This is a genomic window from Autumnicola lenta, assembly GCF_031846515.1.
Lineage (GTDB): Bacteria > Bacteroidota > Bacteroidia > Flavobacteriales > Flavobacteriaceae > Autumnicola > Autumnicola lenta.
Genome location: NZ_JAVRHO010000005.1, coordinates 136,043 through 160,242, shown reverse-complemented (window position 1 = coordinate 160,242; position 24,200 = coordinate 136,043). Strand labels below are relative to the sequence as shown.

The following is a 24,200-nucleotide window of genomic DNA, read 5'->3' as shown; positions in this document are numbered from 1 at the left end:
TTTTAAACTATGAATATAAGTTTCACTAAAAAACAAGAAGAGTATATTTCCAAGCAGGTTGCTTCCGGGGAATATCAGAATAATAGCGAAGTCATTAGGGACGCTTTAAGGCTTCACGGTATTTACCGGGAAAAAGTAATCCAGGATCTTAGAAAAGAAATCGAGCTTGGCTGGGATGGCCCGGACAGTTCAATGACCATGGACCAGATTATTGAATCCAAAAGGAAGTCTTAATGGATCAATACATCCTATCTCAAAAATCCCATGAAGATATTGATGATATATATGATTTTGGTGCTGACAAGTTTGGTGAAGATCAGGCTCTGGAATATCTGATCGGTTTGAGAACTCATTTTGAATTCCTTCTAAAAAATCCACACATTGGTAAAAAGCGTGATGAAATTAAGGAGGGACTTTTTAGTTTTCCCTATGTTTCTCATATTGTCTTTTACAGGGTTTTTAATAATCATATAAGAATAGTTCGTGTGCTTCACGGTAGCAGGGATTTGAAAAAATTTCTAAAATAGTTTATTAGTTACCAAACATCGCTTTAGAACAAAATTCTTAGTAAATTTTCAAGTAAAGTACCAGTTTTTAGTGTTTTTCTCGAAAATTTACTAAAGTTGATTCACTTCAAAATTACAATTCGAAAGTACGTAAGGAACCATTATAATCGTAATTTTGACGGTGTTTTTTACCAATATAATATTTGTTTTAAAACGATGTTTTTTCTTCTTCTAATATCATCCAGGTGTGGATTTTCATTTATATAAACCATATCGGCCCTTTCTAATAATTCCTCAATAAATTCTGTAGTTACTTCTTTTCTACAAATTTTAATATTTGTTCCTGCATTCAAGAATTCGTGAACAGTTGGGAAAAGTAGTCTTCAGCTGTCTTTGAGCGTCTGCCCCCGGCAAGCAGGTTGTTTCTTTGCAGAGCAGATGAAGAGATAGTTCATAATGGATTTTAAAAGTATATAGTGTAATAAAGAAAATAGAATACTTTAGTAAACTTTCGAGAAAAAGGGTAATTTTTACTACCTTTCTCGAAAATTTACTAAGATTGACTTTATCTGATTTCATTACTAACCAATTATCTTTTGAAAACTATTCATTTACTTTTGATGAAGTAGTTGAAGCTTATTCAAGTAAGTCTGAAACTTCAGTACAAAGCGATTTAAAGTACGCAACCAAAAATGGAGATATCATTCCACTAAGGCATCACTTTTATTAAATTATTCCACCACGATATTCAAGGCTTGGCAAATTACCTTTGGAGCTATACGTAAATAACTTGTTTGAGTACTTAGACCGTAATCATTATGTGGGATTGTATTCAGCCGCAAAATTTTATGGTGCTGGGCATCAGCAAATCCAGAAAGAATACGTCTTACACGATAAGGCGCCCCTTTTAACCATCTCTAAGAATGCTATCCATATTGATTTTTTTACCGTGTCCAACTGGCCAAAAAAAAATGTGGTATCAAGAAAAGGAGATGCAGGGATGTTCAAAATATCGAGTCCTTGCTTAACCGCCGTGGACTTGATTTACCATCAAACTAAAATCGGCGGACTAAATAGAATGCTTTCAGTATTGGAAGAACTGACAGAAGAAATGAAATTGGCAGATGCAAAAGATTTGTTGTCCTGGTATTCTCAAAAAAGCGTTTTACAACGTTTAGGTTTTTTATTGGACGAAATTAATCCCGGATCTGAAATAGCGAATCTCATATATGAACATCTAAAATTAAAAAAATTCTATCCAGTTCTATTGAGTCCGAGGTCGAGTGAAAAGGCAGGTGCAGTTGAGAACAGATGGAAAGTAGATGTGAATATAAAAATGGAAAGTGATTTATGATACCGAGACCCGATATAGCTAAATGGCAAATGCACGCACCTTGGAAGGAATTTTCACAGGTAGAACAAGACCTTATTATCAGTCGCACACTTGTAGATATATTTTCAGATGAATTCTTAAATGAAAACTTAGCATTTAGAGGTGGTACGGCACTTCATAAGTTGTATTTAAACCCTGCACCACGTTATTCAGAAGATATCGATTTGGTTCAAATAAAACCAGGCCCTATAAAACCAATAATGCAACGTCTAGATGAGGTTATTACGTTTTTTGAAGAACCAAGAAAAACACAAGTAAGAGGAAACGGTGCAAAAGCATTATACCGTTTCACTTCTGAATACGAAGAAATTAGACTACGTTTAAATTGGAAATTAACTGTAAAGAACACTTTAATGTTTTGCCTTGGGTTGAATTTCGGTACAAATGACGGTACAAATAGGAATTAAAAAACCCGTAACAACTTAATTTTCAGTTGGTTACGGGTTCCTATGGCGGAGAAAGAGGGATTCGAACCCCCGGAGGTGTGACCCTCAACAGTTTTCAAGACTGCCGCATTCGACCACTCTGCCATTTCTCCTTAGCGGATGCAAATATAGAAAGCTTTTTCCATTCCAAAAAAAAATTATTGCTGTTTTTTACAGCTTTTTATTTTTTAATCTGATTATGAAGCTCTTGGCTTCTATTTTATTTCTGCTTTAAAATATTGTACGCAACAACATGCGGACATTACTACATTAAAGGGAAGCCAGGAGAAAGTTTTTACTACTTCCTGAGATTTCTTCTCAAAACTCTGCTCATAATTTCTATAAGTAGAAAGCTGGTTTCTGACTTCCGGATAAGCCGATAAAATTGTTTGCTCGTAATGTAATACAACCTGTAACTGTTTTGCATTTGCAGTGTTATAGGCCGCTCTTATTGCATTTCTGTTGATTAGCGGAGCCATAACCTCGCCAGTAAGGTTTATATAACAAAGATTCTGGTTCTATTAAATAAGCGGGATCAAACGCCTGAAATCCCTCCTTTGCTTCGATCTTAAAGGATGGATAAAAATCTGCTCTGGCAATTTTTACATCCAGTTTTGCAGCCGCCCGTTCCATTTCGACCTGTCGAATATCCGGACGGTTCTTTAATAATCCAGACAGACCAAGGTTTAGAAGCTATAACATGATTGCGAACTTTTTCAATACTCATTTTGAGGCTGCAAAGCTTGATAAAATATTTTGATAATATATAGAGAAGAATATATAAATTGAAGAGTGAAACAATACTCAGAAGTGCCTTAATGTCCACTTTTTACCTTCAAATTGAAAAAGAATTATAATCGCTTCTAATGAATATTTACGGTCGGGACTGTTCCACCAGGATCCAAAGTAATAAAAAACAATCTGAAGGATGAGAAACCATGTGTATAAAAATTCTTAAAAGTAACTATGACTATAACCTGAAATCACTACCTTAAAAGCCTTAATAAAGCACGTTATTAATGACATCAAAACTATTATTTTCAGTTGCCCTCTATAAAATTATAATTTCAGTTTCTAATTACTATAGCTATTAATATGAAGAAAAATCAATTTTTAAGCGCAATTGCCCTTGTGGTGATTGTTCTAATTTCAATAGCAGGATGTTCATCTGCTAAACAGCGTGAATCGAAAGAGAATGTTACAGATTCCCGCGGAAATCTAGAACCATGGGAAAAAGGAGCTGCCGAAACCGGCAAATATCGTAATGTGTTTTTAGAGGCCGGTTATTCGCAGGAAGCCATTGACGCAAAACTGGAAAAGGCTTATTACGATCTTTTTGAAGGACCGGACCGGGTCTATTTCGAAGTTAATGATTCTATGGCTTATGTTTCCGATATCAAAAATAAAGATGCCAGGACAGAAGGGCTTTCATACGGAATGATGGTGGCCGTTCAGCTGGATAAAAAGGATGTTTTTGATAAACTCTGGCGTTGGACGAAAGAAAATATGCAGCACCAGGGTGGCCCGCGTGATGCCTATTTTGCCTGGAGCGTAGATCCCAAAACCGGAAAGCATAATGCAGAAGGTTCAGCTTCAGACGGGGAGCTGTATTTTGTTACCGATCTTTTGTTTGCCTCAAACCGTTGGGGGAATCATACCGGTATCGATTACTATGCAGAAGCAAGAAGAATTCTGGATGCGATGTATAGTAAAGACGGTACTATGGGTATTAAAAATGTGATTAATACAGAGCATAAAATGATAAATTTCGTACCAGACGAAAGTGGTTACGACTGGACAGACCCATCTTACCATTTGCCTGCATTTTACGAAGTATGGGCAGATTATGCCAATGATGGGCGGGAAGAATTGTACAGGGAATATGCCGATACTGCCCGCGCTTTTCTTCATCGCGCTACTCATCCCGTCACGGCTTTAACACCAGATTACTCCGAATTTAGCGGTGAGCCGCATAGCAGGGGTAAAATGGGTGATGCCTTCAGGTATGACTCCTGGCGGGTTCCTATGAATGTTGCGATGGACTATAGCTGGTATGCAAAAGACAAGGAGTGGCAGCAGGATTACGCCAAACGTTTTCAGAATTTCCTATATGAGCAGGGAATGGATACTTACGTAGATCAATATAACATAGATGGAACAACTCCGGACTGGATTCTGCCTGCGGGAGGTTACCAGAAGCTAAGACATTCGCTGGGATTAGTCTCTACCGCGGCTACTACAGCTATTATGAGTCCCCAGGAGAAAAGTCGGGAATTTGTGGATGCAATCTGGAATGCCAAACTGGAACCTTATCCAGACGAATATTTTGATCCTTATTTCGACGGACTAATGTATCTTTTCAGTTTGATGCACCTAAGCGGAAATTATCAAATTATTACTCCGGAAATGAATTAAGAAGCAGGTACAGTGTGAATACAAAATCATCAGGAGGAGCAAATTAGCGTTTGCTCCTGTATTTTTTTCTGAAATTTTTAAAATTGAGCTGAATTTTAGCCATTTGCCATTATTTAGGTCGATAATTGCCAAATTTGAAGGCTGTCCTTCTACCTATTTTCTTTGGAAGAAGAGGTTATAATGTAAACAGTAAAAAAAGTAGCTGATTTTAATCTTTTTTCTGAATTTAAGCCGAAATAATCGACATTTTTTGGTCTTTCTGAGGAATAAAGATCGAAAATTGGCAAATTCCGGGCTTGACTTTTTTCTTTTCTTCAGAAAAAGAGGTTCTAAATAACATATCCGTAGTAAACTGCTTCGGGGCAAGCCCACGAAGCATTAAGAAGAAATGATTTTCGATTTCGAGGCAAGCCTCGGAGCATTAAAATCTCGATTATCGAGTAAAAATTAAAAAGGCTCGTAGACTTTGGTTTCTGTGATTCTTATTCCTTAAATTTAAAATTCTAAAAATGTATAATGCTTCAGGATACTCATCAAAGAATTCACGATTACCTCAGGATTTCCCTTACAGACAGCTGCAACTTCAGGTGCCAGTACTGTATGCCAGATGAAAATATCCAGTGTTTGCCCAATAAACACCTTATGCAGGTGGAAGAAATTGTGGAGATCGCAAAGACTTTTGTAGGCCTTGGTGTTAATAAAATAAGGCTTACGGGAGGCGAACCTATGGTGCGTAAAGAGTTTCCGCAAATTCTTCAGAAGCTTTCCGAATTACCTGTAGAGATAAGCCTTACCACCAATGCGGTGCTCGCCCATAAATATATAGACCAGTTAAAGGCAGCGGAAGTAAGGTCTTTAAACGTAAGCCTGGATACCCTGGATGCCGAAACTTTTAAAAGGATCACGAAACGAAACCAGTTTCAGCTTGTCTGGGATAATATCTTATTGCTTTTAAACGAAGGCTTTCGGGTTAAAATCAATGCCGTGGCAATAGAAGGAGTCATAGAAAAAGAGATCCTTGATTTTGTAGCGATTACTAAAGATTTGCCGTTACACGTTCGAATGATTGAGTTTATGCCTTTTGAAGGTAATCACTGGAACAGCAAAAAAGTCATTACGGCCACGCAAATGCTTAAGTGGGTGGAGGAAGAATACGATATGGTGAAACTGAAAGATAGACCTCATGCAACCGCCAAAAAGTATAAAGCCATAGGGCATGAAGGTACGTTTGCTTTTATTACCACAATGACGGAACATTTTTGCGGAGACTGTAACCGGATGCGTTTAACGGCGGACGGGAAAATGAAAAACTGCCTCTTTGGAAGTGAAGAAATGGATGTTCTGGGAACTCTTAGAAAAGGAGAGGATATTGTTCCGCTGATTAGAACTTCGGTGCGAAGAAAACACTCCGTAATGGGCGGACAGTTTGCGAAATCCTATAAAGATGCTGAAGCTTCTACCATTAAGAACCGTAGTATGATTAAAATAGGCGGATGATTTCAGTAAATGAAGCCAGGAAAATTCTTTCAGAGAATTGTACAAGAGGAAAAATTGAGGCGGTACCGCTTGGCCAAAGCTTTGACTCTATAGTAGCTGAAGATATATATTCTCCCATAGATGTCCCTTCTTTCGATAATTCGGCTATGGACGGTTATGCAATAAAGTTTGATAAACTTCAGCGTTGGAAGGTGAATACCGTTATCCAGGCAGGAAATACTTCAGCATATAAAATAGAAAGGGGAGAGGCCGCACGTATTTTTACCGGCGCAAAAATCCCGGAAGGTACAGACACTGTTATTCCGCAGGAATTAATAGCCAAAGATGAAGTTTCAGGAGAAATTAGTTATCAGGAGGATAAAATAAGTACCAGAAGCAACGTACGCTTAAAAGGCTCGCAATGTAAACGTGGCGATTTAATTCTGAAAAGAGGAACGGTAATTTCACCCGGCATCATTGGGCTGCTGGCTTCTGTTGGCCTGGCTGAGGTTAAAATTTTTAAATCACCTTCTGTGGCTTATATCATTACCGGAGACGAATTAGTAGAACCGGGAACTCCCCTTAAACCTGGTGAGATTTATAATTCCAACGGCCCCATGCTCGAAGCTTTGCTGAAAAAGTCCGGAGTAACAGAAATTTTTCCCAGAAAAGCATCAGATAAAAAGGAGGAGCTTCAGAAAATAATTGATGAAGCCCTGGAGCAACAGGATGTGCTTATTTTAAGCGGAGGTATTTCTGTTGGCGATTATGATTTTGTAAAGGAATGCCTGGAAAATGCCGGAGTGAGGGAAATATTTTATAAAATAAAACAACGGCCGGGAAAACCAATGTTTGCTGGTAAAAAGGGCGAAAAATGGATTTTTGCACTTCCGGGGAATCCTGCTTCGGTTTTATGTTGTTTTAATCAATATGTAAAACCCTCTCTCTATTACTTCATAGGTCGGGATAATGTCTGGGATGCTGATAGCGAGCTGATTTTAGCCGAAGTTCACAAGAAAAAGCCGGGTCTGACTTTTTTCGTAAAAGCCAAAACAAATGGAGCCGAAGTAGAAGTTCTGGGCGCACAACAGTCCTTCAATCTGCAGGCGTTTAGCACTGCAAATTGCCTTGTTGAGTTAGAAGAAGATAAAGAAGAGGTTACAGCGGGAACTCCGGTAAAGGTCTATAATTTATAAAACGAAGTTCTGTTTCCTGCAGGTCGATATTTGTCAAAATTTGCAACTCTCTAAGATATCTTCCTTACTGTTTTTGCAGGATTTTGGCTGCCCAGTCCTTAGAAGATGGGTTTGAACCATCAGGAAAACCGGGGAGCTTCAAATTTCCCTTTCGGTCAGATTTAAGTACTGTTGCCTCCAACCATTCCCCGTTCCGGGGATTAAACCATGTAAAAGTATAAGAGGTATTCTTCTTTAGTCCGCTAATTTCTGGCAGTACTGCTTTATTTTCGAAGTACAGCAAGGAGAAATCTTTTTCCGGAGTCACTATCATAAGTGTCCAACCGTCCAAACCGCGCAACTTGCTGGTTTCTGATTTATGCGGATGGAGGTGTTGATGGCCGGGCTTCAATTGCTGATATCGATCGCCTTCAGAAAGCATAAACGATCTAAGGTGCTGCATTTGATTTCCGGATTCATACTTCAGTGCATCCCAAATTTGAGGGCGGGCTCCGGCGGGCTCTCCGGTAGTGGTAATATCATAAGCCGCTGTCCCATGAACGTGGCCTGCCAGGCCTCCAGAAAGTACAGATCCGTACATTTGTGCCCGTGCAAAATAATTGTCCCTATCGGAATTGGCTATTGGAGTTTCCCCACCAGGTTTGTTGATTTCATGATCCCAGCCTGTGTAATAAGGCTCAAAATTAATGGCAGGATACGGAGGTTCTAAATGAAATAAAGTGTCCATAGCCCCATAAAATCCGTGGTCCCTCGGTTTGTTCCCTACGCTGTGCATATCCAGCCAGGGCACTTCCTCCCCGTGGCCAAAGGTTGTATAAGTGGAGCGGTCTATTAGGCTTGTATGCAGCTGCCCGAAAGGTGGCGGCCCATAGGTATTTAAGTGGTAGGTGAGAGCCTCGTTAAATTGCTCTGCTGTAAGGCTGAAATCTTCCGGAATCCAGTCAAGGTGAATTCCGCTGAACAAAAAGTTTTGCGCTCCGTAACGGGAAATCAGGTACTGCACATAGCGGGCAAAGGATTCATTAAAATTGAAGTAAGCATTCCATGAAGGTCCTGCATCCCGCCGAATGGTTTCCAGCAAAGGTACAAATCCTTCTTTCGACATATACTGCATTTTCTTGTCGAGACTCTGAAAATATTCCGGATTGATATTGTTGAAATTTGAGACTCCTTTATATTCAGCAGACATGGAAAAGGGCAAGTTCCCATATTCATCCCGCATATTTTTTGCGGTAAAAGTTCCCCAGTAACTTTCGCCGCCCGAAGCGTCTATTCCTTCATCACTGGCAACATCATAGCCAAACTTTTCCCAGGCATTACGCACAAAAATCCCGTTTTCATCTGCATAAGTGCTGGGGTTATTATCGGCTTCCCAGTTTGGAAAGGCTGCAATCATACTAACGGAATTAAAGCCCTGGTTCCGGCGGTAATTTAGCGCGTCTTCAAAACCAATTCCCGGTCCCGGACTATATTCGTCTGATGTGGAGGCACTGCGAAACGGCAGCCGCCAGGTGCTACCGGCAAGCCAGGTATCGCCAACCATGAAATACGGAGTGCCATCTGCATATTGCAGGGCGTGTCCGTTTGGTGTGGCCCGTACAAAACCCCGTCGGTTAGGATTTTCCTGCTTTTCCTGTTCTGTCCATTTTACAGCTGTAAATTTACCGGACTTCTGGTTTAATCCAGAATCTTCAGAAGTAGATCCGCTGGTCCATTCCCATTCACCCGGCGCTGTTGCCACCAGCCTTACCCTAAAAATATTGTCACCATCCCAAAATCCGTAGATCCGTTTTGAAAAACCGGGACCTTTTAAATCAACCCATACCTTAACATCTGTGTAAAAATTATCATAAGTGTTTTCAGCTTCAAAAATTAATTCCTGCATCTCCCATACGTGAATTTCTTCAGGGGAGGAAGTTTGGAAAGCAGCTGCCTTGTTGGTGTTTATAAAAAGAAACCACAGGCAAAAGAATTGAAATAAGTAGGGTCTAATGTTCATCAATATAAGATTACCGGTTTAGCTATAAATATATTGTTTAATCGAAGTTAAAGAAAATAATAGAGCAGGAAATAAGTGGCAGCTTTTTCTGTTCGTTTTCAATATTTAATATTCCTGATCCTTAAATGTGTAAATAAAGATTTAGTTTTAGGTCTATTTTAAATAAATACACAGATGTTCAGGAAAAAAAGCTTAGCTGTTTTTATTGCATTGTTTCTTATTTCAGGTTTTTGCAGCGCCCAGTTTATTGATGATTTTGAAAAAGAGGAGTTGGAAGACTGGCTTTATTTTACGGGAGATGGAAATGCGGAAATGAATTTTGTACAGGAAAAGGAGGGTTTTGCCACGATTTATATAGATGCCACCAACGATCAACATAATGTCTGGTATGCCATTACCAAACGAAATGTTGCTCCTTATCTAAACCTGAAGAAGTTAAAAGGACCAGATTCTGAATTGCGGGTGGAAGCAAGGGTACGGATCAAAAATCCGCCTAAGCGGGTGAATATCATGGTCAACACCCAGAGAACAACCGAATTTCATCATGATTTAATGGAGTTTGAATTGCAAGACCAGGACTGGCATGTAATAAGTATGACCACAAAAGACCTTGATGCTGTCCCGGGGGATTCTTTGTTTGTTCAGTTTAATGTCACAGATTTTGGTCCGGATAAATACGAGGTGGATGTCGATTATATAAAGGCAGACATCATCAACACCAAAAAAGCCGAACCCGATAAAGGAATTCAGATACCTTACCATCCGGCGATTCCGGAACTCAGCAGCTTTTCGAATAAAGCAGAGGTAGCGCATGATGCCTTGATCAATCAGGAATATCCCGAACTTAATCTGAATGACTGGCATGTTCGGGAGAAAGAAGGTGTTTCCCGGGTTTTAACGGTAAATGGAAATCAATGGGCAATTTTGCGTTGGGATCTGGAAAATTTCAAAGATTCTGAAGCCAAAGGAGCCGGTCTTCTCGAGATCACCACCCAGTCGGTCGCCACGGGAGGAAATTATGTAGAAGTTTATGAAGATCAACTTGCAGAGGAATTTCCGCGGGTAAGGGTAATTGAGATTTTTGGCGGACAGGAGGCCTGGGAGCAGGAAGAGGTTACCTATATTAGTTTTATGCAGGGGAAGCGGTATCAGGAAGTTTTTAATACACAAATGATATATGATTTTAAAGTAGATAAAATCCCCGGAGGCAAAAATTTTATTACCATTTCCCAACCCGTCATGCAGCGTCTGCTTAATGGTACCACAAAAGGATTGCTCATAAAGCCACTTGGAGCAATTGATGCGTCTTTTTATGCTTCTGAAAATACTGGACAGACAGGGAAAATGAAACCGAAGTTGTATTTTAATACTGTAGAAGAATAAGGAATCAGCAAAAAAGTTTTATTCAGTGTTCAACCTGAATTTTTTATACTTCTTGTTTTGTGATGCTGTTCCCTTTGGAAGAAAAAGATTTTCGATAAAGCTGAAGCAGAAGGTCGATAATTGACAAATTCGGCACCTGATCTTTCGGATTGCACTCCGAAGGGACCATTTATTTTACGACAGCCGTGGTATATCATTAAAAATGGAAAAGTTATTTTTACTTAAGAATGAAAAGCAAAGCATAAAAAAATCAGGATATAAATGTATACATTTAGAGTTATTAGCGAATTAACTAACTTATAATGGATCATTCACTCACTAATTTTGCAAAAACAATTGTTTGGGCATTTCTGTTTATCTTTTCTACATCGGGAATGGCACAGGATGGTACAATTTATCCACTCGATAACCCTGAAGAACCGAATGCCATTCCTTTGGAAACTGGTGGTGTTGAAAATCAGCCTGCCGGGGAAACCTGGTTCCGCCAGTGGGGAGATCCCATGGCACGAAATATCACTGAAGCTACACTTACTCCATTCCTGCCCGATCCGGACAAGGCGACTGGTACCACAATTATTGTGGCACCCGGCGGTGGTTTTAGATGGCTTTCTATGGGTAACGAAGGCTGGGAAGTTGCAGAAGCGCTCGCAGAAAAAGGAATTGCAGCGTTTGTACTTAAATACCGGCTACACCCAACTCCCAAGTCGCTTGACGACTTTAGAACCTCGATGAATCCTCCTGCCACGCCTCCGGCTGGTTCTTCAGATGATAAGGAAGCCAGAAGACCAGAACGTCCACGTTCAAGTTTGTCTAATCAGCTTGAAGATGCCGAGGCTGCTTATGCTATGATTGTTGAACGTGCTGAAGAGTGGGGTGTTGATCCTAACAATATAGGTATGATTGGCTTCTCGGCCGGTGCGGGTCTTACCATGCATTCAACGCTGAATTCCAGGACCATGAAATTGGCTTTTATCGGTCCAATTTATGGTGGCATGAACGCTGTAGAAGTGCCAGAGAACGCTCCTCCAATGTTTAATGTTATTGCCTCTGATGATTTTCTGTTTAACGGAGAGTTTGGTTTAATAGAATCCTGGTATAAAGCTAATGTGCCTGTTGAGTTTCATCTATACCAGAACGGCGGACATGGTTTTGGCCTTGGAAATCCAGACCGTACCAGTAATCGCTGGTTCGACGCTTTTATTTATTGGCTGGAAGTAAACAATTTCCTTCCAAAACCTGAATAATAAAATCCTGGATCCTCTGCTAATAGAAAGCAGGATATTCAGTAAAGAATCATACAAAGAGCAATCCTATGAAATTTATTTTCCTGCAGGTCGATAATTGTCAAATCTGGAGGCTGATCTGGGAAGAATTTCATAGTGATATAAAATGCAGAAGAAATAGAAATTCGGAAAATGAGTACCGCAAAATTAATTTTTCCAAATCAATTATTTGAATCAAATCCACTCTTTTCCATAGAAGGGGATTTTTATTTGATAGAAGAAAGTCTATTCTTCAATCAATTTAAATTCCACAAACAAAAAATTGCCTTTCATAGAGCAACTATGAAATTTTATCAGGATTTTTTGCTCAAAAATGGCTTTTCAGTAAAGTATTTTGAATCTCAGCAACAGGAAGCAGATATTAGGCAGCTAATTGTGCATTTAAATGGTCTTGAAGTTAAATCCATAGCCGTTGTCGATCCTGTTGACGATTGGTTAACCAGAAGATTGAAGACAAGTTGCGAAAAACTGAAAATTGAGCTTAGTATTTTAGAATCCCCGATGTTTCTGAATACCAACGAAGACCTGGAAGTTTTTTTTAAACCTGAAAAAAAGAAGTTTTTTCAAACTGAATTTTATAAACAGGAAAGAATAAAGAGAAGGATATTAATAGATAAAACCGGAGGTCCCGAAGGTGGTAAATGGTCTTTTGATGAAGAGAATCGCAAAAAGTATCCAAAAACAAAGCCGGTAATCAAAACCACATTTCCGCTTCCAAATCAATATATTCGGGAAGCACGCGCTTATACCAATCAGCACTTTTCTGAAAACCCTGGATTTCTTAGCGAAGAGGTAAATTATCCCATGAACTATTCAGAAAGTGAGGAATGGCTAATCCAGTTTCTGGACTATCGAATGGCAGAGTTTGGGGATTATGAAGATGCCATTGTGCATAAAGAAATGCTGCTAAATCACAGTTTACTCACACCCATGCTAAATATTGGTTTACTTACCCCAGCGCAAGTTATTGAGCAGACCCTAGATTTTAACTCATACAATGCTATTCCAATAAATTCCCTGGAAGGATTTATCAGGCAAATTGTTGGATGGCGGGAATTTATCAGAGGGGTTTACGTGACAAAGGGTAGGGAAGAACGAACCAGGAATTATTGGGGCTTTACCAGAAAAATTCCGAAAAGCTTTTACGATGGCTCCACAGGAATTGTTCCCGTAGATGAGACCATCAAAAAGGTGCTGAAAACAGGCTACTGCCACCATATAGAGCGATTGATGGTGCTGGGCAACCTTATGTTGCTTTGCGAATTTCATCCCGACGAGGTTTACCGGTGGTTTATGGAGTTGTTTATAGATGCGTATGATTGGGTGATGGTGCCCAACGTTTATGGCATGAGCCAGTTTGCAGATGGAGGGATGATGTCTACTAAACCTTATATTAGCGGAAGCAATTATCTTATGAAAATGAGCGACTATCCCAAAGGCGACTGGCAGGAAGTCTGGGATGCTTTATTCTGGCGTTTTTTGGATACTCATCGTAATTTTTTTCTGAAAAATCCAAGGCTCAGAATGCTGATGGGAACCTTCGACAAATGGGACAATAACAAACAAATCTCCATACATCGAAAAGCAGATGAATTTCTGGTTAGCCTGTAGTAAGTGGTACTTGAAAAGCAAGGTCGACAATTGCGAAATTTCGAACCTGTCTTTTTTCTCTTCGGAAGACGCTGTGTACTAGCACCCGCCATTTTTACAGGGATCATGACCCCAGTTCATTAAAGAATACCTCCACGGAGATTCTTTTTTATCTGAAGAAGGACCTTGTGCGGTATGCCGGCTAACATAACTGTTCACCTTCTTCATATGCTCATAATCTGATTTGGTTAATTCATCTTTATTTTTGTTTTTGATATCAATGATTTTCTTTCCCGATTTATGCCCGATGGATTCGCCGCTCCCGCTGTCCTGGCCTACAGATTTAGATTCTTCTGTTTTTAACCACTCTTCCAGCTCTTTGGGAGCCATATTCACATTATCGTAAAATTCATTTCTTATCGACTTTTGTTCTTCTTCTTTATCCATAGTTTTATGCTTTTCAGAGGAATTTAGAAAAAAAATCCTGAATATTCATAGTATTTGCATTTAGTAATTTAATACAGAAACCATCACGAAACGAGGATATCGAAAATTGCAATATTTGACATTTTACTTTTTTTATATATTTCGCTGACTCTTTTATCATAATTTTACTGGTTCTAAAGAAGCTGATTTTCAAGACCATTTATTACCTTCATTTAACTGAAACGTATAGCATCAATGGGAGATTTTTTCAATAAAGAAAACAAGAAGATTACCGGCCTTAGCCTGGCAATCATTCTTTTTACCTTAATTATTTTGAAGGTATTATTTTAGACTACTTCTGGATTTGCTATTTTTAGAGCATCTAATTCTTTTTTAATGTCCGCAGACGTGATTTTTTATTTAATCCTCTTATTACCGGTGGCCGCTTTTTTCTATGCTTCGGTGGGACATGGTGGCGCGAGCAGTTATTTGATGATTTTGGCGCTTGCCGGGTTTGCACCAGAGGAAATAAGGCCCACTGCACTTTTAATGAATATCATAATTTCATTTATTGCTTTTCTAAACCACCGCAAAACCTGCGAATTTCCACAGAAACTATTTCTACAACTGGTGATATTTTCGATGCCCGCAGCTTTTGTAGGGGGAATGGTGATGGTAGACACAGCACTTTATATGAAAATCCTGGGGGTACTCTTGTTATTTCCCGTTTTTCGGTTTCTCGGGGTTTTTCCTCAAAGCGAATCCAGAACTGTAGCAAACAATTTTTGGTTGCCGCCACTTATTGGAATTTTAATCGGTTTCTTTTCCGGGTTAATAGGAATTGGCGGTGGAATTATTCTTTCTCCGCTCGTACTCATGCTGGGCTGGACAAACATCAGGCAAACAGCAGCTCTAAGCGCTTTATTCATATTTGTGAATTCTGTGGCGGGATATATTGGCACTCTTGGTTTCAGTTTTTCTTTTGATAAATCACTCTGGATCTTTATTCCGCCTACAGTGGTAGCGGGGATGCTGGGCAGCTATTACGGTTCTCACCGCTTTAATGTACAATTAGTTAAAAATCTGCTCACTTTTGTCCTGGCGGGAGCAGCAATTAAACTGATACTTTCTTGAACCCTAAAGTAAAAATAGAAGCTTTCGTACTTGCCGGGGGAAAAAGCAGCCGTATGGGATGCGATAAAGGATTGATGCTGATGGAGGGGAAGCCTATGATATCTTATGTGCTAAAAACTTTAAAAAAAGCAGGTTTACCTGTAAAAATTATTGCCAATAATCCGGAGTATAATCAATTTGGAGTTTCAGTATTTCCAGATGTGGTAAAGGAAAAAGGCCCAATGGGCGGTCTCCTTTCGGCCTTTCAAAACACTTCAGCAGATGTTGTTTTCCTGGTAAGTTGCGACATGCCTTTTCTAACTGAAGTAGGAGTGAAAAATCTTACTTCGGAAGTAGATATTGAGGAAATCATTGCGCCCCTGGTAGGGCAAGGGATTAATCCATTGTTTGCCCTTTATCCTGTAAAACTAAAGAAAAAAGTGGAGGATGCTATTGCTTCTGAAGAATTGAAAATGACAGATTTCATTTTAAAAAACAAGCATACTTTAGTATCTTCCGGTTTTAGCAAAACGACTGAATATTTCCGTAATATCAACACGCAGGAAGAATTTAGAGAAGCAGAGAAACGATGGAACAACTTAATATAAAAGCCTTTGGAATGCTAGCAGAAAAGCTTGAGGCGTCAGAATTTCAGTTTCCTTACTACCAGAATACCAAAGAGCTTCTGGATAGATTAAAAGCAAAATATCCTCAACTGGAATCCCAGAACTTTTCACTAGCGGTAAATCAGCAGATAGTGCAGGAAAATACCGCACTTAACGGAAATGAGGAAATTGCATTGTTACCACCATTTTCAGGAGGATGAGCAGGTTCGACAGACAGACAATATTACCTGATTTTGGAATCCAGGGGCAGGAAAAATTGTCCGGAGCAAAAGTGCTCGTAGTTGGAGCAGGAGGACTTGGTTGTCCGGCTTTGCTACATATTGCCGCGGCCGGTGTAGGAACGATAGGGATTGCAGATGGAGATACCATAAGCGAATCCAATCTTAACCGACAAACCCTGTACGGACAAGCCGACGTTGGGAAACCTAAAGCTCAAACAGCAGCTTCTGTTTTACAACAAAAATATCCTGATGTTGCTTTTAGAATTATTCCACAATTTCTTACTCCCGAAAATGCCCTGGAGGTGATTTCAGAATATGACTTGGTTTTGGACGGGACAGACAATTTTGGGACACGATACATGATAAACGATGCCTGCTTTTTACTAGGTAAACCATTAATAATGGGTGCGATTTATCAATATGAAGGTCAGCTTGCGGTTTTCAATTATGGAGAGGATCCTATAAACTATCGGGATGTATATCCACATCCGCCTTCATCAAATGAAATTCCCAATTGCAGTGAAACGGGAGTACTCGGAGTGCTTCCGGGGCTTATTGGAACTTTACAGGCCACTGAAGCTATTAAATTACTATCGGGAGTGGGGACGGTGCTTTCCAATAAGATATTGTTTTACAACCTGAAAACCACTTCTTTCTTTGAAATCAAGGCAGAAGCAAATCCGGAGGGCCGTAAAAAGATTCCGGTGAGTAAAGAAGCTTTTAAAGCGGCTAATTATGAAATTAACTGTGGTGTAGCGGAAAGCATCAGCTGGGAAAAGGCTTTCGACTGGACACGAAATTTGAAAAATTCTGTGTTAATAGATATTCGGGAATTAAATGAAGAACCGGGAGTAGAGAATTCAGAAATAGAAAAAATCCCAATGTCTGTTCTGGTAAAGGATCAGACGCAGATAGAGACTTTTGAAAATATTCTGTTGTTCTGTAAATCGGGTGCAAGAAGCCAAAAAATGGCTGAAGAGCTGAAAATTAAATTTCCGGAGAAAAAGATTTTTTCTGTAGAAGGAGGGATATTGCATCCTTCTTCACCCTTAAAAAAAGAAAACCATGGCGCGTAAACCGAAAAACATATTTGTAGAAGGACCCATCTCCAGTGAGAAAATAGCGACCTCTATTCAGAATCACAATAAGAAAACCAATATTGGCGGACATTCAATTTTCCTTGGTCAGGTGAGGGCAGACGAGATAGACGGTAGCTCTGTAAGGGCGATAGAATACACCTGTTACGAAGAAATGGCGCTGCAAAAAGCTTTTGAAATAAGGGAAGCTATTTTTGAGAAGTTCGATCTTACCTGTATGCATATTTACCACAGCCTGGGAGAAGTGAAAACAGGAGAGATCTGCCTGTTTGTTTTCACCTCGTCAAAACATCGCAGGCCGGCAATGGATGCGTGTGATGAGCTGGTAGAGCGCATTAAAAAAGAACTGCCGGTATGGGGAAAAGAGATTTTGGAGAGCAGTGAAGAATCCTGGAAAGTAAACAAATAGAAGCAAGAAAGGCAATGGTTAATATTACGCATAAAACAAATACGCTTAGAAAAGCTATCGCGCAGGCGGTCGTGCGGGTGAGTAGCCCCGAAACAATTCAAGCCATAGAACAGAAAAAAGTTCCTAAAGGAGATGTTTTTGAAATGGCAAAAACTGCCGGACTCTTTGCTGCAAAGCGCACCAGCGATATGATTCCAGATTGCCATCCCTTGCCTATTGAGTACACAGGGATAACTTACGAAATTGAAGAGCTTATGGTTAAAATTAAAGTGGAAATCCACACTATTTATAAAACCGGGGTAGAGGTAGAGGCCATGCACGCCGCTTCTGTGGTTGCAATTACCATGTACGATATGCTTAAGCCGATAGATAAAGGAATTAGTATTGAAAATATTAAGCTTCTCGAAAAAAAGGGAGGCAAAACCGACTATAGAAAAGTAGTAGAAGAAAATAAAATTTCGGCGAGTGTTATCGTATGTTCAGACTCCATTTCTGCCGGGAAAAAAGAAGACCGTGCCGGAAAGGCAATTATCGAAAAATTGAAAACCTATCAGGTAGAAATTGAAGATTACGTTATCATTCCCGATGAGAAGGACGGAATTCAGAAGCTGGTAAAGCAGAAATGTAAGGAAAAAGTAAGCCTGGTTATTCTTACCGGGGGCACAGGTCTTTCTCCACGTGATGTCACGCCCGAAGCTATCAAACCGCTATTGGAGCGGCCGGTGCCGGGAATAGAAGAAGCTATTAGAGCTTACGGTCAGGACAGAACGCCGTATTCCATGTTATCGCGCTCTGTATCCGGGTTAATCGGGAATACGCTGGTGCTTGCCCTGCCCGGTTCTACAAAAGGAGCAGAGGAGTCTATGGACGCTGTGTTTCCTGCTATTATGCATATCTTCAGGGTAATTGCCGCCTTTAAACATGATTAAACTCAACATAAGAAGTTGCTCTGAAAATAAAAGTGTTCTTTTCGGAATCAATTCTGAAATAGCGTAATGTGATCAGGATCATTTTTTAGAGCCTGCTTCTGCAATATTTTTGATTTATAAATCTACTTTACAGAAATCATTCAAAACAAGTAATTTTAAAAAAGGGATAAGTCTTTATATCCACTTAGCGTTCGATTTGTTACTTCAGAAAAGCAAACCGGAAACCAGGCTTTTTTCCATGACCGTTTAATATAAAAGTGATCCGCTGAAGAATTCTACTGGAAATCAGTTATTAATAATTAATAGCTATAGTTTAAAACTGCCATCATAAACATGTTTTATGGATAGATTAAATAAGAATATTAAGCAGTAGCTGCTTTCTCTCCACAATCTTTTAATTTGGTCTGGAAAACAAGATCAATTTTAATAATAAAGAGAGGTCGTCAAAAAGTACATTTTCAGTACATCTGAAGCATGGAGGCTAAGGACGATAATTGCCATTTTATGGAGGCCTCTTAAATAATCTATATGTATATGAATTTTTATGACAGTATCCGTTCAGGAAACAAAGAGGAGGTAAAAGCCATGATTGCCGAAAATCCGGCTCTATTGGAAGAAAAAGACTCTAAAGGATTTTCACCTCTTGTCTTAGCCAGCTATAACGAGCAGCATGAAATCACAGAACTTCTTTTAGATTCGGGAGCAGATGTGAACGCACTTGATGCTGCCGGAAATACTGCGTTAATGGGAGTTTGCTTTAAAGGGCACACTCAAATCGCTAATCTTCTTATTCAGAAAGGAGCAGACGTTAATATCCAGAATTCCAATGGAGCTACTGCCTTGATTTTTGCTGCTACTTTTGGCCAGGAGAAAATGGCAGAGTTGCTTTTGCAAAATGGCGCAGATAAATCTTTGAAGGACAGCCACGGAAAAACTGCATACAATCATGCAAAAATGCAAAATCTTACATCGTTAGCAGTAAAACTGGAGTAATAAACCTTTAAAATCTTATTCAACCGGAAAGTCAAAGTAGGTGTCTGGATAGGGTTCATTCCTTAAAGTATAATGCCACCATTCTTCAGCATATGGTCTGAAGCCATTTTTTATCATCAGGTGTTTAAGCATCAGGCGATTTTCTTTTTGCTCTTTAGAAATTTCTGTTGAATTATGGCTGGATATGCTTCCGAAGAAATCATAACGGCTACCCATGTCCAGCTCTTCCCCGGTTTCGGAATCAATAATGGTGAGATCTACAGTGCTACCGCGGGAATGACCGGACCTGGACGCGATATAACCAAGGACGAACAGGTTTCTCTTGTCTATTTCAGGGTAAAAGTTGTTTTTGTTAATGGTGTCTGCTTCATCTTTTGCCCATTCCACAAATTGATTCACTGCAGACTGCGGTCGGTAAGCATCGAAGATTTTTAGTCGGTATCCTTTATTTTGAAGCTCCTCCTGCACCTGGATTAACGCTTTTGCTGCAGGTTTTGTCAAAATTGCAACAGATTCCCGATAGGCATCTACTGGTTTGCCCATAAAATTATTAGCACCACAATAACGTATTTCGAGTGTAATATCCGGAACAACTTTGTGCACGTAAACAAAATTTTCCAGCAATTGATGTTCTTGTGCTTCAGAAAAATTAACATTCATCAGCAGGCTTAATGCGAGGAAAAGATGATTCAGCTGCCCGAAAAATGTTACATGCTTATCCATAAGGTATAAATAACTCCTTATCGTAAGCTTAACCTTTTTCCACCATTTGCGGCAGACTCAAATATTTTTTCTACAATTACAATATCCTTTAGCCCTTCTTCCCCTGGAACCATCACAGGTTTATCATTAATAATTGCCAAAGAGTCGTCATCCATCTGTACCGCCTGTTGGTTTTTACCAAAAGGTTCTAAAACGGTACCATCACTCGCTTTGCCTTTTACGCCCGAGTAAGATTGGAATGGCTTAAGATAATAACCTCCTTTGCTGCAATTTATATCGAGAACATTCATGCTTTCACCAAAACTTGTACGGCACGCAGCGGTAGCTCCATTAGGAAATTCAAGGTCGAAAATTGTCGTTTCGTCTACTTCATTAAACATTTGAGGCCGGTTGGTGGTATGTGTGGCACTAACAGCAATGGGTTCCATTCCCGAAGCATATCTTGCACCGTTTAAAGAATACACACCCATGTCGTACATAGCGCCGCCACCCATAGCTTTATCCAGTTTCCACGGAGATATATTATCACTGTAAAAACCCGCTTCGGCCTTTAGATTCTCAATTTCACCAAAAGGTTTGGTTTTTGCCCATTTCATAATAGTTTGGGTATTTACCTCGTGCTGCATTCTATAACCTATGGAAAGTTTCACATTGTTTTTCTTACATGCATCTATAATCTGTCTGCATTCTTCCGCGGTTTTGGCCATTGGTTTTTCACACCATACATGTTTTCCTGCATTGGCAGCTTTGATAGCATATTCCGCATGCATACTGTTTGGAAGCACGACATAAACAACGTCAATATCATCATTATTTGCGATACTGTCCATGTTTTCATAATTGTAAACATTTGCGTCTTTAATTCCGTACTTTTCCTGCCACTGCGGAATTTTCTCAGGGCTGCCGGTTACGATTCCCCGCAGTTCACAATAATCTGTCAACTGGAGTGCAGGTGCTAATAAATCTCTACTGTAGTAGCCCAATCCTACCAGTGCGACGCCCAGTTTTTTAGCTGGATTATCTGAAAAAAGGTATGGAAAAGGTAAAGTAGAGGCAGCCAGGAATAATCCTGATTTTTTGATAAAGTCGCGACGATTATTCATAAGCTTTGGATTTTATGTTAGTAAGTTAAAAAATTTTTGGGAAATCCTGCCGATTTAACGAATTCTTGGCAGTTCCTGAAGCTGCCTGAAAGTAATTTAGCACAGTTATTGAATTGAATTAGCTAAAATTAAGAGATTTGAAAAAAAATACGCTTAAAAGATTATGTTCCTCACTTTTACCAGGGTTCGTAATGAGTCTTCTGTTGGTATCCTGTACTGAAGATACTTCAGAAAGGGAATTTTCGAATCCGCCGGATTCTTTAGAATCTTCCTTAGATTCGCTTCCGGAGAGTAAAGAAATAAAAGAAGAAGAGCCGGAGATTAAACGTTTGCAGGTAGGATACAGCATTGATTCTTTGGCAACCGGGACAGATGTTGACAGTTTGTATTCCAGGTATAGTGAAAGTCAGAGAAAGACAATTTATGCCCTAAACAGGATCGAAGAATATCGGGTACAACCTAATATTCCAATAATTATTCCAGATACTATTTCTGAAGATATCAATCTTTATAGTCCTTTTCCGAAGGAATTGCAGATTTTAGATTCTATACCAAAAGCAGTGCTTATCGCTCAAAGGATTCAGGGTTTTGCACTTTATGAAGCCGGAAAGCTTGTAAAATGGGGGCCGGTAAGTTCCGGTAAGCAAACCACGCCCACTCCCAATGGCCTGCATTATGGAAACTACAAAGCAAAACGAAAAGTCAGTACTGTGAACAGTGACTGGATCCTGCCGTATTATTTCAATTTTATGAATTTTGAAGGGGTTGGGGTGCATCAGTATAATTTACCGGGCTTTCCTGCCAGCCACGCTTGTGTAAGGCTTTATATGGAAGATGCCAAATTTATCTATGACTGGGCTAGGATGTGGGAATTGGAAAATGATATCATTGTTCGTAATGGTACACCTTTTATGGTTTTTGGAGATTATGAATTTGATGCAGCTGTGCCATGGCTAAGTTTATCCAGAGATATGGAAACAAACGATCTCAATGAAGAGGAGTTGCAGACGCTTAAAAACTATGTTTCCGAATACAAACAAGATCCGCGCAATTTCCGAGAGGAAGAAGCCGGAGAGGAGGAGAATAAACTTGCTGAAAATTCTTCAACATGAAATTCCTATCTTAGAGAAATTACCAAATTTGAAATGTCATGAAAATTACTTCAGCACGATTCGTTTTTCTGCTATTTATTTTTGCTTTTACCGGCTTAAATGCACAGCAAACCTCGGTGATGGTAAGAGCTAAAGCAAAAGACGCCAAATTTATCGGCAGTTCTATTGGCGGAGCTAAAATCTACATTAAAAATGCTGAAACCGGAGAAATCCTGGCTGAAGGCCTTACGACAGGCAGTACAGGAAATACCGAAAAAATAATGAACAATCCCTGGAAGCGTAATGAGGATTTATCTGAAGAAGGTACAGCTGGTTTTTTGGCAAATATGGACTTGGAAGAACCGGTTTTTGTAACAGTAGAAGCACATGCACCAATTAATAAGAAGCAGGCAACTGTTGTTTCCAGTACGCAGCTTTGGTTAATTCCCGGTAAGGACATAACCGGTGACGGAATCGTTTTGGAGGTTCCCGGCTTTGTGGTAGATATTTTGTCTCCCCAAACGCACGAGAGAATTCCCGAAACTAATGAGGTGCAAATAACGGCTAATATCGTCCTGATGTGTGGATGCCCTGTTACCGAAGGTGGTATTTGGGATGCAAGTCAATACGAAGTAAAAGCATTAATAAGTAGCGATGGTGAGCAGGTGAAAGAGCTTAATATGAAGGTAGGGGAGAAGCCAAGTACTTTTTCGGTAAGCACAAATCTGGAAGCTGGATTGTACGGAATTACTGTGTACGCATTCGATCCTGTAACCGGAAATACGGGCGTCGATAAAACTAATATAATTATAAATTAAGCCCGGAATTTATCCGGAGTTATTAAGAAAAACAAGCATTGCCTTGGCTGGTAAGCTAGCTTTCTGCAGGTCGATAATTGTCATTTTAAGAACCTGTCTTTACTTCTTCTTCACTAAGCAGCCCCAGTTCTTCAATAGTTTTTAGTACTCCGTTGTCATTATTATCGAAGCTGGTGATAAATTTGCTGGCGCTAATTATATCAGAATGTGCATTTTTCATTGCATAGCTGTATTTCGCGTTTTCCATCATTTCCAGATCGTTCAGGTAATCCCCGAACACGAGCGTTTCTTCAGGAGAAATATTAAGCTCTTTTTGAACTCTTTTTATAGCATTTCCTTTATTGGCGCTGGCAGAGGTAATGTCCAGAAATATTCTCGCGGCAATTGCAACCTTATAATCTCCCTGAAACTTCTCAAAATGCGGGAAAGTATGATCTTCAACTCCTTTGGGGTCGCAAATGGTAACCTTCAGAATCGTATCTTCTACTTCATCCAGGTTTTCTACAAATTTTAAGCGCTTATAATATTGCTGAATTTCATTTATAAATTCTTCATCATCACATTCTACATAAGCTGAAGTTTTTCCGCAGAGAACAAGCTGTGCGCCTTCAATTTTACGCCCAATTTCAATAAACTTTTTAGCAGCATCGCGATCCAACTGATTAACGTAAATTTCTTCACCATTTCGAACTACGTGGGTTCCGTTTTCAGCAAAAAACAACATCCTTTCTTTAATTCTTTCAAATTTTGATTCAAGATTATAGAATTGTCGGCCACTTGCCACAGAAAAGATGATTCCTTTTTGTGTTAGGGCTTGTTCCATTTTCCAAAAATCAGGATGCAGCTCATGCTGGTCGTTTAGCAAAGTCCCATCCATGTCTGTTACAATCAGTTTTATCATATCAAAAATTAAAGACGCAAATATAACTAATGGAAGTCCACTGGTGTTAATTCTGGATCAAATTTATATGTAGTATTATAATTA

The 24,200-nt window shown here is 39.6% G+C and carries 26 protein-coding genes and 1 tRNA gene; 19 read left to right on the top strand and 8 right to left on the bottom strand.

The features are described from left to right. The first annotated feature begins 9 nt into the window (after nucleotides 1-9). From RM545_RS05000 to RM545_RS04985, 4 genes are all read left to right on the top strand, one after another. Nucleotides 10-234 (top strand): type II toxin-antitoxin system ParD family antitoxin, encoded by a 225-nt coding sequence (locus tag RM545_RS05000; protein WP_298246109.1) that lies wholly within the window; start codon nucleotides 10-12, stop codon nucleotides 232-234. Beyond that, a complete protein-coding gene (locus tag RM545_RS04995; RefSeq protein ID WP_311494222.1) occupies nucleotides 234-527 on the top strand; it encodes a type II toxin-antitoxin system RelE/ParE family toxin in 294 nt (97 codons plus the stop codon). Before RM545_RS05000 ends, RM545_RS04995 begins: the two co-directional genes overlap by 1 nt. Nucleotides 528-1,296: 769 nt before the next feature. After that, nucleotides 1,297-1,860 carry a type IV toxin-antitoxin system AbiEi family antitoxin gene (locus tag RM545_RS04990; protein WP_489752647.1) on the top strand — a complete coding sequence of 188 codons (564 nt, stop codon included), beginning with the start codon at nucleotides 1,297-1,299 and terminating at the stop codon, nucleotides 1,858-1,860. Next, entirely contained in the window at nucleotides 1,857-2,306 is a 450-nt protein-coding gene (locus RM545_RS04985; protein WP_311494220.1) for a nucleotidyl transferase AbiEii/AbiGii toxin family protein, read from the top strand. The genes RM545_RS04990 and RM545_RS04985 overlap by 4 nt, the downstream gene beginning before the upstream one ends. A 43-nt stretch (nucleotides 2,307-2,349) precedes the next feature. On the opposite strand, the gene RM545_RS04980 is transcribed toward RM545_RS04985, so the two are convergent. The 3 genes from RM545_RS04980 to RM545_RS04970 form a co-directional block, all read right to left on the bottom strand. Continuing rightward, nucleotides 2,350-2,437, bottom strand: a tRNA-Ser gene (locus RM545_RS04980). Between the two features lie 102 nt (nucleotides 2,438-2,539). Next, nucleotides 2,540-2,803, bottom strand: coding sequence for a hypothetical protein (locus tag RM545_RS04975; protein WP_311494219.1), 264 nt, complete (start codon nucleotides 2,801-2,803; stop codon nucleotides 2,540-2,542). Beyond that, the gene (locus RM545_RS04970) at nucleotides 2,760-2,957 is read right to left on the bottom strand and encodes a hypothetical protein (RefSeq protein ID WP_311494218.1); all 198 of its coding nucleotides are present in this window, start codon (nucleotides 2,955-2,957) and stop codon (nucleotides 2,760-2,762) included. The genes RM545_RS04975 and RM545_RS04970 overlap by 44 nt, the downstream gene beginning before the upstream one ends. 462 nt (nucleotides 2,958-3,419) lie before the next feature. Here RM545_RS04970 and RM545_RS04965 point away from each other — a divergent pair, with 462 nt between their 5' ends. The 3 genes from RM545_RS04965 (at nucleotide 3,420) to RM545_RS04955 (ending at nucleotide 7,411) form a co-directional block, all read left to right on the top strand. Next, nucleotides 3,420-4,739, top strand: a complete 1,320-nt coding sequence (locus RM545_RS04965) for a family 8 glycosyl hydrolase (RefSeq protein ID WP_311494217.1) — start codon at nucleotides 3,420-3,422, stop codon at nucleotides 4,737-4,739. 516 nt (nucleotides 4,740-5,255) lie between these two features. Continuing rightward, a complete protein-coding gene (gene moaA / locus RM545_RS04960) occupies nucleotides 5,256-6,236 on the top strand; it encodes a GTP 3',8-cyclase MoaA (protein ID WP_311494216.1) in 981 nt (326 codons plus the stop codon). Beyond that, nucleotides 6,233-7,411: a molybdopterin molybdotransferase MoeA gene (locus RM545_RS04955; RefSeq protein ID WP_311494215.1), complete on the top strand. Its 1,179-nt coding sequence runs from the start codon at nucleotides 6,233-6,235 to the stop codon at nucleotides 7,409-7,411. The genes moaA and RM545_RS04955 overlap by 4 nt, the downstream gene beginning before the upstream one ends. Before the next feature lie 64 nt (nucleotides 7,412-7,475). Here the strand turns inward: RM545_RS04955 and RM545_RS04950 are convergent, their stop codons facing one another. Then, entirely contained in the window at nucleotides 7,476-9,410 is a 1,935-nt protein-coding gene (locus RM545_RS04950; protein ID WP_311494214.1) for an apiosidase-like domain-containing protein, read from the bottom strand. A 174-nt stretch (nucleotides 9,411-9,584) separates the two neighbouring features. Between RM545_RS04950 and RM545_RS04945 the strand changes: the two genes are divergently transcribed. The 3 genes from RM545_RS04945 (at nucleotide 9,585) to RM545_RS04935 (ending at nucleotide 13,687) form a co-directional block, all read left to right on the top strand. Beyond that, the gene (locus RM545_RS04945) at nucleotides 9,585-10,793 is read left to right on the top strand and encodes a hypothetical protein (protein WP_311494213.1); all 1,209 of its coding nucleotides are present in this window, start codon (nucleotides 9,585-9,587) and stop codon (nucleotides 10,791-10,793) included. Nucleotides 10,794-11,095: 302 nt separating this feature from the next. Further along, nucleotides 11,096-12,037 (top strand): alpha/beta hydrolase, encoded by a 942-nt coding sequence (locus RM545_RS04940; RefSeq protein WP_311494212.1) that lies wholly within the window; start codon nucleotides 11,096-11,098, stop codon nucleotides 12,035-12,037. 171 nt (nucleotides 12,038-12,208) lie between these two features. Next, complete coding sequence (locus RM545_RS04935; RefSeq protein ID WP_311494211.1) at nucleotides 12,209-13,687, top strand: cryptochrome/photolyase family protein; 1,479 nt, start codon at nucleotides 12,209-12,211, stop codon at nucleotides 13,685-13,687. Between the two features lie 78 nt (nucleotides 13,688-13,765). On the opposite strand, the gene RM545_RS04930 is transcribed toward RM545_RS04935, so the two are convergent. Beyond that, complete coding sequence (locus RM545_RS04930) at nucleotides 13,766-14,113, bottom strand: DUF3140 domain-containing protein (RefSeq protein WP_311494210.1); 348 nt, start codon at nucleotides 14,111-14,113, stop codon at nucleotides 13,766-13,768. 375 nt (nucleotides 14,114-14,488) lie between these two features. On the opposite strand from RM545_RS04930, the gene RM545_RS04925 reads away from it, so the two are divergent. From RM545_RS04925 to RM545_RS04895, 7 genes are all read left to right on the top strand, one after another. Further along, the gene (locus tag RM545_RS04925; protein WP_311494209.1) at nucleotides 14,489-15,226 is read left to right on the top strand and encodes a sulfite exporter TauE/SafE family protein; all 738 of its coding nucleotides are present in this window, start codon (nucleotides 14,489-14,491) and stop codon (nucleotides 15,224-15,226) included. Further along, nucleotides 15,223-15,813 carry a molybdenum cofactor guanylyltransferase gene (mobA, locus tag RM545_RS04920; RefSeq protein WP_311494208.1) on the top strand — a complete coding sequence of 197 codons (591 nt, stop codon included), beginning with the start codon at nucleotides 15,223-15,225 and terminating at the stop codon, nucleotides 15,811-15,813. The genes RM545_RS04925 and mobA overlap by 4 nt, the downstream gene beginning before the upstream one ends. Before the next feature lie 11 nt (nucleotides 15,814-15,824). Beyond that, entirely contained in the window at nucleotides 15,825-16,031 is a 207-nt protein-coding gene (locus RM545_RS04915; protein WP_311494207.1) for a MoaD/ThiS family protein, read from the top strand. Then, nucleotides 16,028-17,128 carry a HesA/MoeB/ThiF family protein gene (locus tag RM545_RS04910; protein WP_311494206.1) on the top strand — a complete coding sequence of 367 codons (1,101 nt, stop codon included), beginning with the start codon at nucleotides 16,028-16,030 and terminating at the stop codon, nucleotides 17,126-17,128. Before RM545_RS04915 ends, RM545_RS04910 begins: the two co-directional genes overlap by 4 nt. Then, a complete protein-coding gene (locus RM545_RS04905) occupies nucleotides 17,118-17,558 on the top strand; it encodes a molybdenum cofactor biosynthesis protein MoaE (RefSeq protein WP_311494205.1) in 441 nt (146 codons plus the stop codon). The genes RM545_RS04910 and RM545_RS04905 overlap by 11 nt, the downstream gene beginning before the upstream one ends. Before the next feature lie 14 nt (nucleotides 17,559-17,572). Beyond that, nucleotides 17,573-18,487 (top strand): bifunctional molybdenum cofactor biosynthesis protein MoaC/MoaB, encoded by a 915-nt coding sequence (gene moaCB, locus RM545_RS04900; protein ID WP_311494204.1) that lies wholly within the window; start codon nucleotides 17,573-17,575, stop codon nucleotides 18,485-18,487. 528 nt (nucleotides 18,488-19,015) lie between these two features. Next, nucleotides 19,016-19,480 (top strand): ankyrin repeat domain-containing protein, encoded by a 465-nt coding sequence (locus RM545_RS04895; protein WP_311494203.1) that lies wholly within the window; start codon nucleotides 19,016-19,018, stop codon nucleotides 19,478-19,480. A gap of 15 nt (nucleotides 19,481-19,495) precedes the next feature. Here the strand turns inward: RM545_RS04895 and RM545_RS04890 are convergent, their stop codons facing one another. Together RM545_RS04890 and RM545_RS04885 are read right to left on the bottom strand one after the other, a co-directional pair. Continuing rightward, nucleotides 19,496-20,203 (bottom strand): M15 family metallopeptidase, encoded by a 708-nt coding sequence (locus RM545_RS04890; RefSeq protein WP_311494202.1) that lies wholly within the window; start codon nucleotides 20,201-20,203, stop codon nucleotides 19,496-19,498. A 17-nt stretch (nucleotides 20,204-20,220) separates the two neighbouring features. Then, complete coding sequence (locus RM545_RS04885; protein WP_311494201.1) at nucleotides 20,221-21,306, bottom strand: Gfo/Idh/MocA family protein; 1,086 nt, start codon at nucleotides 21,304-21,306, stop codon at nucleotides 20,221-20,223. Nucleotides 21,307-21,443: 137 nt separating this feature from the next. Here RM545_RS04885 and RM545_RS04880 point away from each other — a divergent pair, with 137 nt between their 5' ends. After that, nucleotides 21,444-22,418: a L,D-transpeptidase gene (locus RM545_RS04880; RefSeq protein WP_311494200.1), complete on the top strand. Its 975-nt coding sequence runs from the start codon at nucleotides 21,444-21,446 to the stop codon at nucleotides 22,416-22,418. Between the two features lie 38 nt (nucleotides 22,419-22,456). After that, nucleotides 22,457-23,215 carry a hypothetical protein gene (locus RM545_RS04875; RefSeq protein WP_311494199.1) on the top strand — a complete coding sequence of 253 codons (759 nt, stop codon included), beginning with the start codon at nucleotides 22,457-22,459 and terminating at the stop codon, nucleotides 23,213-23,215. Between the two features lie 85 nt (nucleotides 23,216-23,300). Here the strand turns inward: RM545_RS04875 and RM545_RS04870 are convergent, their stop codons facing one another. Continuing rightward, a complete protein-coding gene (locus RM545_RS04870) occupies nucleotides 23,301-24,116 on the bottom strand; it encodes an HAD family hydrolase (protein WP_311494198.1) in 816 nt (271 codons plus the stop codon). Nucleotides 24,117-24,200 lie beyond the last annotated feature (84 nt).